The organism is Streptacidiphilus sp. ASG 303 (genome assembly GCF_020991365.1).
In the GTDB taxonomy this organism is placed as follows: Bacteria; Actinomycetota; Actinomycetes; order Streptomycetales; family Streptomycetaceae; genus Peterkaempfera.
Window position 1 is genome coordinate 229436 of the sequence record NZ_JAJLRA010000005.1, and the last position, 12460, is coordinate 241895.

Consider the following 12460-nt stretch of genomic DNA (forward strand, 5'->3'; position numbering starts at 1 on the left):
ACCCCCAAGGGTACGCCGAGGCACCGACGGCGGTACCGGGCGGCCGGGTCGGCCGCCGCCCGTCGATGCTCCGCCACGGGGGCCGCGCACGCCAGTTCTTTTCCGCCTCCCGCACGCCCCGGCCCGCAGTCCTCCGCCCGGATCCGGCCCGGGGCCGGAGCAGGGACCGGGGCGCGCGGTCAGCGGCGGGGCGGCAGCGGCACCCGGGCGAGGTCCGCGGCGAGCACGATCTCGCCGTCGAAGTGCGCGCGGGCCTCGGCGAGGTGCCCCTCCAGGTCGGGGTAGCGCTGCGAGAAGTGGGTGAGGACCAGGGTGCGCGCCCCGGCCTCGGCCGCGGTGCGGGCGGCCTGCGCGGCGGTGAGGTGGCCGTGGTCCTCCGCGAGCCGCGCGTCGGCCTCCAGGAACGTCGCCTCGATCACCAGCATGTCCACCCCGTCGGCGAGCGCGGCGACGCCCTCGCAGAGCCGGGTGTCCATGACGAACGCGAAGCTCTGGCCGGGCCGCGGCTCGCTGACCTCGGCCACGCCGACCGTGCGCCCGTCCGGCAGCACGAGGACGCCCTGCCGCTGCAGCCGGCCCACGTCGGGTCCGGCGATGCCGAGCGCCGCGAGCCGCTCGGGCAGCATCCGCCGCCCGTCGGGCTCGACCAGCCGGTAGCCGAACGACTCCACGGGGTGGCTCAGGCGCACCGCGCCGAGGGCGAACGGCATCCCCGGCGCCTCCAGCGGCCCGGCGGCGGCGATCGGCCGGGGCCGCAGCTCCACCGTCTCGTGGAAGGCGCTGGCGTGCCGCAGCCGCTCGAAGAAGTGGCCTCCGGAGGCGGGGAACCAGCAGTCCACCGGGTGCGGCACCCGGTCGAGGTTGAGCCGCTGGACGACGCCCGCCAGCCCCAGGCAGTGGTCGCCGTGGAAGTGGGTGACGCAGATCCGGGTGACGTCGGTGGCCGAGACCCCGGCGTGCAGCATCTGCCGCTGGGTGCCCTCGCCCGGGTCGAAGAGCAGGCCCTCGCCGTCCCACCGCAGCAGGTAGCCGTTGTGGTTGCGGTGCCGGGTGGGCACCTGGCTGGCCGTGCCGAGCACGACGAGTTCGCGGGAGGACACGGCTGCGCCGCCCCCTCAGACGAGCATGGCGTGGAGGCTGTCGCCGCCGCCCAGGACGTGCGCGTGCGCGTGGAAGACGGTCTGCCCGGCGCCCTCACCGGTGTTGAAGATGATCCGGTAGCCGGACCCGTCGACCTTCTCCAGGGCGGCGACCTCGCCCGCCTCCGCCAGGACCGCGGCCGCCTGCGCCGGGTCGCCGGCGGCCAGCGCCGCCGCGTTCGGGTAGTGCGCCTTGGGCACCACGAGGACGTGCACGGGGGCCTGGGGGCTGATGTCGCGGAAGGCGAGGGTGGTCTCCGTCTCGCGGACCACCTCGGCGGGGACCTCCCGCGCCACGATCCTGCAGAACAGGCAGTCCGCCTGCGGCTCACCCGTCATCGGGCCTCCACTCTCCGCGCTCCGCGCCCTGGCCGGGCCGTACCCGCCGCATGCTATCGGCCCCCGGCCGGGCGTCCGCGGGGGCGGGGCCGCGGCGCACCGCGGCCCCGCCCCCGGGCGTCACAGCTCCGGCAGCGCCGGGGGCCGCTTCGCGGGCCGCTCCGCGAGGGAGGCCAGGGCGATCCGCACGCCCTCGGCCAGCTGCGGGTCCTCCCCCGCGGCCCAGTGGTGCGGCGCCATGACGACCTCGACGTCGGGGTCCGCGCCGTGGTTCTCCAGGCCCCAGCCGTAGTTCTCGAACCAGGTCGCGTACTTCGGCTGGGTGACGCCGGTGCCGTCCACCAGCGAGTAGCGGCCGTCGATGCCGATGACGCCGCCCCAGGTGCGGACGCCGACCACCGGTCCGATGCCGAGCGCCTGGATGGCGGCGTTGACGATGTCGCCGTCCGAGCCGGAGAACTCGTTGGCCAGCGCCACCACCGCGCCGCGGGGCGCGTCGCTCGGGTACGGCTCGGCGGAGCGGACGCCGCGCGTCAGGCCCCAGCTGACGACGCGCCGGTTGAGCTTCTCGACCACCAGCTGCGAGGTGTGGCCGCCGCGGTTCTCCCGCAGGTCCACGACCACGCCCTCGCGCGCCATCTCCACCCGCAGGTCGCGGTGGAGCTGGGCCCAGCCGGCGCCGACCATGTCCGGCACGTGGAGGTAGCCGACCCGCCCCTGGGAGAGGCGGTGGGTCTCGGCGCGGCGGCCCGCCACCCAGTCGTGGTAGCGCAGCGGCTCCTCGTCGGCGAGCGGCACCACGACGACCTGCCGGGGCGCGCCGCCGCCGGCCGGGGCGACGGTGAGCTCCACGGGGCGGCCGGCGGCCCCGGCGAGCAGCGGCATGGGGCCGGTGACCGGGTCGACGGGCCGCCCGTCGACGGCGGTCAGCGCGTCGCCGGTCCGGACCGCGACACCGGGCGCGGCCAGCGGGGAGCGGGCACGCGGGTCGGAGGACTCGCCGGGCAGCACCCGGGCGACCCGCCACACGTCGCCGTCGCGGACCAGGTCGGCGCCGAGCAGCCCCTGCCGGCGGGCCTCATCGGTGGCGCGGCCGGGCGGGGAGACGTAGGCGTGCGAGGTGCCCAGCTCGCCCTGGACCTCCCAGAGGAGGTCGACCAGGTCGTCGTGGCTCCCCAGGCGGTCGACGAGGGGGCGGTAGCGGGCGAGCACGCCGTCCCAGTCGACGCCGTTCATGTCCTCGCGCCAGAAGTTGTCGCGGGCCAGGCGGCCGTTCTCGTCGAACATCTGCCGCCACTCGGCGCCCGGGTCGACGGTGGCGCGGACACGGGAGAGGTCGACGGTGAGGTCGTCGTCGGAGCCGTCGCCGGCCACCTTGCGGTCGGCGGGCAGGATCCGCAGCCGGCCGTGGTCGAGGACCGCGATGCGGCTGCCGTCGCCGGAGACCGCGAACGCGTCGAGGCCGTCGAGGAGCTCCTCGTCCTTGAGGGCCTTGAGGTCGTACCGCTCCAGGACGGGGCGCAGCTCGTCGGCCTCGGGGGAGGCCAGGTCGTCGCCGAGGACCCCGGCGACGGGGAGCCGCGTCCACAGCACGCCGTCGCCGGCGGCGCGGAGGTCGCCGAAGCGGCCGCCGGGGACCGGGAAGGGCACGATGCGGTCGGCCAGGCCTTCGAGGTCCACCCGGGTGGCGGGCGCCCGTCCGGCGCCGCCGTCCTCGGCGTCCCCGCCGCCCTTGGGCTCCGCACCGCCGTCGCCGCCGCCGAACGGGCGGCCGTCCCGCTGCGGGCCGAACGGCGAGGGGGTGTCGGCGGCCAGGGTCAGCAGGTACGGGCGGCAGCCGGTCGGGAAGGACAGGTCGAAGACGTGGGCGTCGTAGACCGGGTCGAAGTTGCGGATGGACAGGAACGCCAGGTGGCGGCCGTCGGCGGTGAAGGACGGCGAGGTGTCGTTGAAGCGCAGCGGGGTCGCGTCGGCCACCTCCAGGCTCTCCGTGTCGGCGATCTTCAGCTGCCGCAGCGGCCAGGGGCCGGGGTGGGACCAGGCCAGCCAGCCGGAGTCGGGCGAGAAGGCCAGGTCGCAGACGTCGCCGTCCTCGCTGCGGGCGACCTCGCGGACCTCGCCGTCCTCCAGCCCGACCAGCAGCACCCGGCCGTCGTGGGAGGCGACGGCGACCCGGCGGCCGTCGGGGGCGGCGACGAGGTCCAGGACGCGGCCGAGCCTCCCGGCGGCGATCCGGCGGGGCGCGGCGCCCGGGGCGGCGCCGGTGGAAGGCGCGTACTCCAGGGCGTCCTCGCCCTCGGCGTCCGTCACCCAGACGACGCCCTGCGGCTGGTCCCCTCCGGGGGCGCCGCCGGCCCGGGCCTCCCGGCTCGGGGCGGCGCCGTCCTGGGCGTCCACGGCCTCGACGTCCCCGCCCCGGGCGTCCCCGGCGGGGGCGGCGGGGACGGGGGCGGCGGGGACGGGGGCGGCGGGGACGGGGACGACGCGGGCGAGGCGGGCCCGGACGCCGGGCTCCGCGGCCAGGGCCCGGACCGGTCCGTCGCGGTGGGTGACCCAGTGGACGGTGCCGCGCACGGTGACGGCGCTCGCGCGGCCGGTGCGGTCGGGGGAGGGAACCCCCAGGTGGTGCCCGGCGGGCACCGGGAACGGCTGGCGGCCGGTGCGGGGGCCGCCGAGCGCGACGTCCAGGCGGCGGGGCGCGCCGCCGTCGAGGGAGTCCAGCAGCCACAGCTCGCCGGCCTCGTGCCAGACGGTCCGAGTGCCGTCGGTGGTGGCGTTGCGGGCGTAGAAGCCGCCCTCGCCGTGCCGCCGCAGGTCGCCGCCGTCGGGGAGGCTGGACCAGAGGCGGGCGGTGCCGTCGTGGTCGGAGAGGAAGGCGATGCGGCCGCCCACCCACATCGGCGAGTCGATCTGGGTGTCGAGGTCCGCGTGCACGCGGTGGAACTCCCCGCCGGTGCGGCCGAGCCACAGCTTGCCCGCGGTGCCGCCGCGGTACCGCTTCCAGTGCGCGGGCTCCCGGCCCGTGCCGACCGGTCCGGCGGACAGCAGCAGGACCCGGGCGTCGCCGCCGTCGCCCTCCGCGCCGGGCTCGAAGGCGATGCCGCCGATCGGTCCGTACGGCAGCCTGCGCGGCTCCCCGCCGTCCAGCGGGACGGCGAAGGCCCAGGTGCGGCGGAGCGTGGACTGGCCGGCGGTGGTGATCGCGACCGGCTCGCCGCCGGGCGTCCAGCCGCGCAGCGCCGTTCTGGCGCTGCCCCAGTGGGTCAGGCGGCGGGCGGGGCCGCCGTCGACGGGGGCGACGTGGATCTCGGGGGCGCCGTCGCGGGTGGAGGTCCAGGCGACCAGGCTGCCGTCCGGCGAGAAGCGGGGGTGGGCGACGGGGGTCCGGTCGGCGCTGAGCCGCCAGGCGCGGCCTCCGTCGAGGGGTGCGATCCAGACGTCGTCCTCGGCGACGAAGGTGACCAGGTCGCCGTGGAGGTGCGGGTGGCGCAGGTAGGTGCCGGGGTGCGCGGAGGTGCCGTGGGCTGCTGTGATCACGGCTGCCACCCTAGCCACGGGGTGTGGCGCGGGCCACGGGTTTCCCGCTCGGCGAACCGGACCGGTGGGAGGTTTCGGCGGGGCGCGGGCCCTGCCGGCCCGGTCGGTCCTGCCGGACCGTCAGCCCTGTGCAACCGTCAGCCCTGTGCGACCGGCCACCCTGTGGGACCGGCCACCCCCCGGGCCCGGCGGCGGTGTCAGCCCCAGCGGCCGGTGCGGCCGAGCAGCAGGGCGCCGGCGGCGACCCCGGCGGTGGAGGTGCGGAGCACGGAGCGGCCCAGCCGGTACGGGCGGGCGCCGGCCCCGGCGAAGGCGGCCAGCTCGTCCGGGGAGACGCCGCCCTCGGGGCCGACGACGAGCACGATGGAGCCGGACTCCGGCAGCGGGGCGGCGGCGAGCGGGTCGGCGCCCTCCTCGTGCAGGACGGCGCCCAGGGCCGACGCGCCGAGCAGCTCCGCCACCTGGCGGGTCGTCATGAGGTCGTGCACCTCGGGGAAGCGCAGCCGCCGCGCCTGCTTGCCGGCCTCCCTGGCGGCGGACCGCCACTTGGCGAGCGCCTTCTGCCCGCGCTCGCCCTTCCACTGGGTGATGCACCGCGAGGCGGCCCAGGGCACCACCGCGTCCACGCCCACCTCGGTCATGGTCTCCACGGCGAGCTCGCCGCGGTCGCCCTTGGGCAGCGCCTGGACCACGGTGATGCGGGGCCGGGCCTCGGGCTCCTCGCGGACCTCGGCGACCTCGGCGTCCAGGGCGTCCTTCCCGTGCAGCGCCGCCACCGCGCCGTACGCGCCGAGGCCGCGCCCGTCGGTGAGCACCACGGGCTCGCCGACCGTGAGGCGCCTCACGGCGACGGCGTGCCGCCCCTCGGCGCCGTCCAGGCGGACCAGGGAGCCGGGGCGGGCGCCCTGCAGGCGGTCGTCGTCGACGACGAAGACGGGGGCGGTCATCGCGGCGGGTCCTCGGTGCGGTGGGGCCGCCGGGCCGGGCCCGGCGGGGGCGGTACGGGGTCCGGCCGGGGCGCGCGCCCCGGCCGGGAGGCCGGGTCAGCGGCCGTTGAAGGCGTCCTTGAGCCGGGAGAACAGGCCCTGCTGGCCCGGTGCGAAGGTGCCGGACGGCCGCTCCTCGCCGCGGAGCTTGGCGAGCCGGCGGACCAGCTCCTCCTGCTCCGGGTCGAGCTTGGTCGGCGTCTGCACCTCGACGTGGACGATGAGGTCGCCGCGTCCGCCGCCGCGCAGGTGGGTGATGCCGCGACCGTGCATGGGGATCGACTGGCCGGACTGCGTGCCGGGCCGGATGTCGACCTCCTCCAGGCCGTCCAGCGTCTCCAGCGGCACCTTGGTGCCGAGCGCCGCCGCGGTCATCGGGATGGTGACGGTGCAGTGCAGGTCGTCGCCGCGCCGCTGGAAGACCCGGTGGGCGGTCTCGGCGATCTCCACGTACAGGTCGCCGGCGGGGCCGCCGCCGGGGCCGACCTCGCCCTCGCCCGCGAGCTGGATGCGGGTGCCGTTGTCGACGCCGGCCGGGATCTTCACGGTCAGGGTGCGGCGGGCCCGCACGCGGCCGTCGCCCGCGCACTCGGGGCACGGGGTGGGCACGACGGTGCCGAAGCCCTGGCACTGCGGGCACGGCCGGGAGGTCATGACCTGGCCGAGGAAGGAGCGGGTGACCTGGGAGACCTCGCCGCGGCCGCGGCACATGTCGCAGGTCTGCGCGGAGGTGCCGGGGGCCGCGCCCTCGCCGTTGCACGTGGTGCAGGTGACGGCGGTGTCGACCTGGATCTCCTTGGTCGTGCCGAACGCCGCCTCCTCGAGGGTGATCTCGATGCGGATCATGGCGTCCTGGCCGCGACGGGTGCGCGACCGCGGCCCCCGCGACCCGGCCGACGCGCCGAAGAAGGCGTCCATGATGTCGGAGAAGCCGAAGCCCGCGCCGGTGCCGAAGCCGCCCGCACCGCCACCGCCGCCGTTGGGCGACAGCGGGTCGCCGCCGAGGTCGTACACCTGGCGCTTGGCCGGGTCGGAGAGCACCTCGTACGCGGCGTTGATCTCCTTGAAGCGCTCCTGCGTCTTCGGGTCGGGGTTGACGTCGGGGTGCAGTTCACGCGCCAGGCGCCGGAACGCCTTCTTGATCTCGTCCTGACCCGCGTCCCGTCGGACGCCCAGTACCGCGTAGTAGTCCGTGGCCACCAATGACTCCGCTTGCTCCGCCTCTAGACCTTACGACTCAGCCAGGATCTGACCGACGTACCGTGCCACCGCGCGTACCGCTCCCATCGTGCCCGGGTAGTCCATCCGCGTGGGGCCGATGACGCCCAGCTTCGCGAGGGACTCGTCGCCCGAACCGTAGCCCACCGAGACGACCGACGTGGAATTGAGCCCCTCGTAGTCGTTCTCGTGACCGATGCGGACCGTCGTCATGCCGGGCTCGGCCGTCTCCCCCAGCAGTCTCAGCAGCACCACCTGCTCCTCCAGCGCCTCCAGCACCGGCCGGATGGTGAGGGGGAAGTCGTGCCCGAAGCGGGTGAGGTTGGCGGTGCCGCCGAGCATGATCCGCTCCTCGGTCCGCTCCACCAGGGTCTCGAACAGGGTGGAGAGGACGGCCGAGACCACCGGCCGGTCGTCCGGCTCGAAGGCCTCCGGCAGGTCCTGCAGGCGGGCGGGCACCTCGGGGAAGCGCACGCCCGCGGCGGCGGCGTTGAGCCGCGCCCGCAGGTCCGCGAGGACCGTCTCGCCGACCGGGGCCGGCGCGTCCACGATCCGCTGCTCGACGCGGCCGGTGTTGGTGATCAGCACCAGCATGACCTTCGTGGGCGCCAGGCCCAGCAGCTCCACGTGCCGCACCGAGGAGCGCGACAGCGAGGGGTACTGGACCACGGCGACCTGCCGGGTCAGCTGCGCGAGCAGCCGGACGGTGCGGGCCACCACGTCGTCGAGGTCGACCGCGCTGTCCAGGAAGTGCCGGATGGCGCGGCGCTCGGGCGCCGACAGCGGCTTGACCTCGGCCAGGCGGTCGACGAAGAGCCGGTAGCCCTTGTCGGTGGGCACCCGGCCCGCGCTGGTGTGCGGCTGGTGGATGTAGCCGTCGTCCTCCAGCGCCGCCATGTCGTTGCGCACCGTCGCCGGGGAGACCCCCAGGTTGTGCCGTTCCACGAGGGCCTTGGAGCCGACCGGCTCCTCGGTCCCCACGTAGTCCTGGACGATGGCGCGCAGGACCGCGAGCTTGCGTTCGTCGAGCATGGCACGCACCTCCGGCGTCAGTCGTTCGACCAGTGAGGGTTCGGTCCCCGGCCCCTGCGGCTCTGGCACTCTGCGCGGGCGAGTGCCAGGACCGTACCTGCCAGTGTAAGGCCCGGCCCCGACGGCCGGAACGGGCCGTCGGCCGATCCCGCCCCGGCCGCCCCGGAGCCTGCCGCCCCTGCGCCCGACGTCCCCGCGTCTGCCGCACCTGCGTCTGCTGTCGCCGGGGCCCCGGCGGTGGCAGCATCGAAGCAGGGACGGTCCGGCGGCCGCGCGGCCGCGCCGGTGCCGTCCACGGAGGAGGAGCCATGGCTCTGTCAGGGCAGCGGGAGGGCGGGCACCGGAGGGACCGCCACCGGGAGGACCGCCGCCGGGCGCCGGCGCAGCGGACGCGTTTCGCGCCCGACCGCGGACTGACCCGGCGGATGGTCACCACGATGTTCCTCATCGGACTGGTCTACGTGGGCTTCACCGGCCTGCTGATCGCCCTGCTGGGCCGGGCCTGGCCGATCGTGGTGGTGGTCTCCGGCGTGCTGTTCGTCGCCCAGTTCTGGTTCAGCGACACCATCGCGGAGAAGGCCATGGGCGCCCGCGAGGCCTCCCCGGAGCAGTACCCGCAGCTGCACGGCGCGGTCGACCGGCTGTGCGCGCTCGCCGACATGCCCAAGCCCCGGGTGGCCGTCGCCGTCAACGACATGCCGAACGCCTTCGCCACCGGCCGCACCCCGCAGAAGGCCGTGGTCTGCGTCACCACCGGGCTGCTGCGCCGCCTGGAGCCCGAGGAGCTGGAGGGCGTCCTCGCCCACGAGCTCTCCCACGTCGCCCACCGCGACGTCGCCGTGATGACGATCGCCGGCTTCCTCGGCGTGCTGGCCGGCGCGCTCACCCGGATCGGCCTGTGGGGCGGCCTGCGCGGCAGCCGGGACCAGAACGCGGCGATCGCGATGCTCGTCATCCCCCTGGTCAGCATGGCCGTGTACGTGCTGAGCGTGCTGCTCACCCGGCTGCTCTCCCGCTACCGCGAGCTGGCCGCCGACCGTTCGGCGGCGCTGCTCACCGGGCGGCCCTCCGAACTGGCGTCGGCGCTCACCAAGGTCACCGGGCAGATCTCCCGCATCCCCACCGAGGACCTGCGGCGGGCGCAGCCGTACAACGCCTTCTGGTTCGCGCCCGCGCTGAACGCCCGGGACGCCGCAGCGCAGCTGCTCTCGACCCACCCGAGCCTGGAGAAGCGGCTGGAGCAGCTCGGCCGGATCTCCACCGAGCTGGGCCGCTGAGGTGGGCCTCTGGGACGCGCTGCTCGGCCGTCGCAGACCCGTGCGGCCCGACCTGGACCAGCTCTTCGGCCTGCCGTCGGCCGCGGTCACCCTGGAGGCCGCGGCCGGTTTCCGGCCGACCGGGCTGGGGTCGGTCTGCTTCGCCGCCGTCGAGGGCGGCGCCTTCGCCGAGGTGGAGCGGCAGGTGCGGGCGCTGCTGGACGCCGACGTCGCGGGCGGCGGCGCGCCGGTGGAGGCGAGCCGCGACTCCTACGGCTACTCCTGGCTGCTGGCCCGCCACTCCCCCGACGACCTGCCGGGCCTGGTCAACGACCTGCACGCGGTCAACAGCGAGCTGGAGGCGAACGGCTTCGGCCCGCAGCTGCTCTGCTCGCTCGTGGGCTTCCGCGACCCGCAGGGGCGGTCGCTGGCGCTGGTGTACCTGTACAAGCGGGGGACCTTCTACCCGTTCTGCCCGGCCGCGGGCGGCGGGGAGAGGCGGGACAGCGCGCTGGAGCTCCAGGTGCGGGCGCTCGTCGGCGACGACCTGCGGGTGGAGGAGGACCTCTCCCGCTGGTTCCCGGTGTGGGGCGCCCCGGGACTGTGAGCCGGACCGCCCCGGGCTGTGAGCCGGACCGCTCCGGCCTGCGGGCCGGGCCGCCCCGGACCGCGGGCCGGACTGCCCCGGGGCCGCGGGCCGGGGCGGCGGGCGGGGCCGTGGCGTTCCCGGGCCCCGGCCGGTCCGGCCCCTACAATCCCCGGATGCGCAGCAGGCAGTACGGCCCCGACCTGACCCCGCCGTGGAAGCGGCAGCGGCCCGCGCCGGAGGTGCCCGCCGACCCCGGCCTGGTGGTCGAGGAGCCGGGGACCGGCTTCTGCGGTGCGGTGGTGCGCTGCGAGAGGACGGCCGAGGGGTTCACGGTCACCCTGGAGGACCGCTTCGGCAGGCACCGGGTCTTCCCGATGGCGCCGCGCGGCTTCCTGCTGGAGGGGAGGGCCGTCACCCTGGTCCGCCCGGCCGCCGCCGCTCCCGCCGTGCCCCGGCGCCCCGGGCGCACCGCCTCCGGCTCGGTCGCCGTGCCGGGCGCGCGGGCGCGCGTCGCCCGCGGGTCGCGGATCTACGTGGAGGGCCGCCACGACGCCGAGCTGGTGGAGCGGGTCTGGGGCGACGACCTGCGCATCGAGGGCGTGGTGGTGGAGTACCTGGAGGGCGTGGACGACCTGCCCGCGATCGTCGCGGAGTTCGCCCCCGGTCCGGGCCGCCGCCTGGGCGTCCTGGTCGACCACCTGGTGCCCGGCTCGAAGGAGCAGCGGATCGCCGACCGCGTCACCGGCGCGGACGTGCTGGTGGTGGGCCACCCCTACGTCGACGTCTGGCAGGCGGTGAAGCCCTCCAGCGTGGGCATCCCCGGCTGGCCGGAGGTGCCGCGCGGGGAGTCGTGGAAGGAGGGGGTCTGCCGCCGCCTGGGCTGGCCGGTGGACACCCCGGCGGCCTGGCGCCGCATCCTCGCCTCGGTGGACTCCTACCGCGACCTCGACCCGGCCCTGCTGGGCCGGGTCGAGGAGCTCATCGACTTCGTCACGGAGCCGGACCGGCCGTGACCGGCCGGGCGCACCCGCCGCTGGTGGCCGCCCTCAGTCGACCAGGTCGCGGACCAGCGCGTCCGCCAGGAGGCGGCCGCGCAGGGTGAGGGCGGCGCGGCCGTCGGCGTACGGGCCGGGGCGGAGCAGGCCGTCGGCGAGGGCCCGCTCGGCGGCGCGCAGGCCCGCGGGGGCGAGCAGGTCCAGGGGGCAGCCGTCGACGAGGCGCAGTTCCAGCAGGACGCGCTCGACCCGGCGGTCCTCGGCGGCGAGCACCTCGCGGCCCTGGCCGGGCGAGCGGCCCTCGGCCAGCGCGCGGGCGTAGGCGGCGGGGTGCTTGGCGTTCCACCAGCGGACGCCGCCGACGTGGCTGTGCGCGCCGGGGCCCGCGCCCCACCAGTCGGCACCGGTCCAGTACAGCTCGTTGTGGCGGCAGCGGGCGTCCTCGGAGGCCGCCCAGTTGGAGACCTCGTACCAGTGCAGGCCGGCGGCGGTGAGCATCTCCTCGGCGAGGAGGTAGCGGTCGGCGTGGACGTCGTCGTCGGTCATGGGGATCTCGCCGCGCCGGACCCGGGCGGCGAGGCGGGTGCCCTCCTCGACGATGAGGGAGTAGGCGGAGACGTGGTCGGGGCCGGCGGAGAGGGCGGCCTCCAGGGAGGCCCGCCAGTCGTCGTCGGACTCGCCGGGGGTGCCGTAGATGAGGTCGAGGTTGACGTGGTCGAAGCCGGCCGCGCGGGCCTCGGCGACGCACGCCTCGGGGCGGCCGGGGGTGTGGTGCCGGTCGAGGATGCGCAGCACGTGGGGGCGGGCGCTCTGCATGCCGAAGGAGATCCGGTTGAAGCCGCCCTCGCGCAGCTCGGCGAGGTAGGCGGGGTCGACGGACTCGGGGTTGGCCTCGGTGGTGACCTCGGCGCCGTCGGCCAGGCCGAACTCGTCGCGGACCGCGGCGAGCATCGCGACCAGGTCGGCGGCGGGCAGCAGGGTGGGGGTGCCGCCGCCGACGAAGACGGTGGAGACGGGCGCGTCGGCGGCGCCGAGGACCCGGCGGGCGAGCCGCACCTCGGCGACGAGGTTCTGCGCGTACGTCTCCTGGGAGGCGACGGCGCCGGAGGAGCGCAGCTCGGTGGCGGTGTAGGTGTTGAAGTCGCAGTAGCCGCAGCGGGTGGCGCAGTACGGCACGTGGACGTAGAAGCCGAGGGGGCGCTCCCCGACGCCGGCCAGGGCGGAGTCGGGCAGGGCGCCGTCGGCGGGGACGGGCTCGCCGTCGGGGAGGGTGGAGGGCATGGACCCATTGTCCGGCATGCGCGGCACCGCCCCGCCGGACGGGCGGGGCGGTGCGGTGCGGTGCGGGTCCGCGCGGGTCCGCGGGCGG

The 12460-nt window shown here is 76.6% G+C and carries 10 protein-coding genes; 3 read left to right on the forward strand and 7 right to left on the reverse strand.

Annotated elements, in window-relative coordinates:
• Positions 1–179: 179 nt before the first annotated feature.
• The 6 genes from LO771_RS09790 to hrcA form a co-directional block, all read right to left on the reverse strand.
• Entirely contained in the window at positions 180–1100 is a 921-nt protein-coding gene (locus tag LO771_RS09790) for a ribonuclease Z (protein ID WP_230649902.1), read from the reverse strand.
• A gap of 15 nt (positions 1101–1115) precedes the next feature.
• The gene (locus tag LO771_RS09795) at positions 1116–1478 is read right to left on the reverse strand and encodes a histidine triad nucleotide-binding protein (protein ID WP_230649904.1); all 363 of its coding nucleotides are present in this window, start codon (positions 1476–1478) and stop codon (positions 1116–1118) included.
• 120 nt (positions 1479–1598) lie between these two features.
• Entirely contained in the window at positions 1599–5015 is a 3417-nt protein-coding gene (locus LO771_RS09800; protein ID WP_230649907.1) for a S41 family peptidase, read from the reverse strand.
• Between the two features lie 197 nt (positions 5016–5212).
• The gene (locus tag LO771_RS09805; protein ID WP_230649909.1) at positions 5213–5962 is read right to left on the reverse strand and encodes a 16S rRNA (uracil(1498)-N(3))-methyltransferase; all 750 of its coding nucleotides are present in this window, start codon (positions 5960–5962) and stop codon (positions 5213–5215) included.
• 96 nt (positions 5963–6058) lie between these two features.
• Positions 6059–7201, reverse strand: a complete 1143-nt coding sequence (gene dnaJ, locus LO771_RS09810) for a molecular chaperone DnaJ (RefSeq protein WP_230649913.1) — start codon at positions 7199–7201, stop codon at positions 6059–6061.
• Between the two features lie 30 nt (positions 7202–7231).
• Positions 7232–8251: a heat-inducible transcriptional repressor HrcA gene (gene hrcA, locus LO771_RS09815; protein WP_230649916.1), complete on the reverse strand. Its 1020-nt coding sequence runs from the start codon at positions 8249–8251 to the stop codon at positions 7232–7234.
• Positions 8252–8559: 308 nt separating this feature from the next.
• On the opposite strand from hrcA, the gene htpX reads away from it, so the two are divergent.
• From htpX to LO771_RS09830, 3 genes are all read left to right on the forward strand, one after another.
• Positions 8560–9528 (forward strand): zinc metalloprotease HtpX, encoded by a 969-nt coding sequence (gene htpX, locus LO771_RS09820; protein WP_255744028.1) that lies wholly within the window; start codon positions 8560–8562, stop codon positions 9526–9528.
• Between the two features lies 1 nt (position 9529).
• Positions 9530–10114: a hypothetical protein gene (locus LO771_RS09825; protein WP_230649919.1), complete on the forward strand. Its 585-nt coding sequence runs from the start codon at positions 9530–9532 to the stop codon at positions 10112–10114.
• 155 nt (positions 10115–10269) lie between these two features.
• A complete protein-coding gene (locus tag LO771_RS09830) occupies positions 10270–11109 on the forward strand; it encodes a DUF3097 domain-containing protein (protein ID WP_230649922.1) in 840 nt (279 codons plus the stop codon).
• A gap of 33 nt (positions 11110–11142) precedes the next feature.
• On the opposite strand, the gene hemW is transcribed toward LO771_RS09830, so the two are convergent.
• Positions 11143–12372 carry a radical SAM family heme chaperone HemW gene (gene hemW, locus LO771_RS09835; RefSeq protein WP_230649925.1) on the reverse strand — a complete coding sequence of 410 codons (1230 nt, stop codon included), beginning with the start codon at positions 12370–12372 and terminating at the stop codon, positions 11143–11145.
• Between the last annotated feature and the right edge of the window lie 88 nt (positions 12373–12460).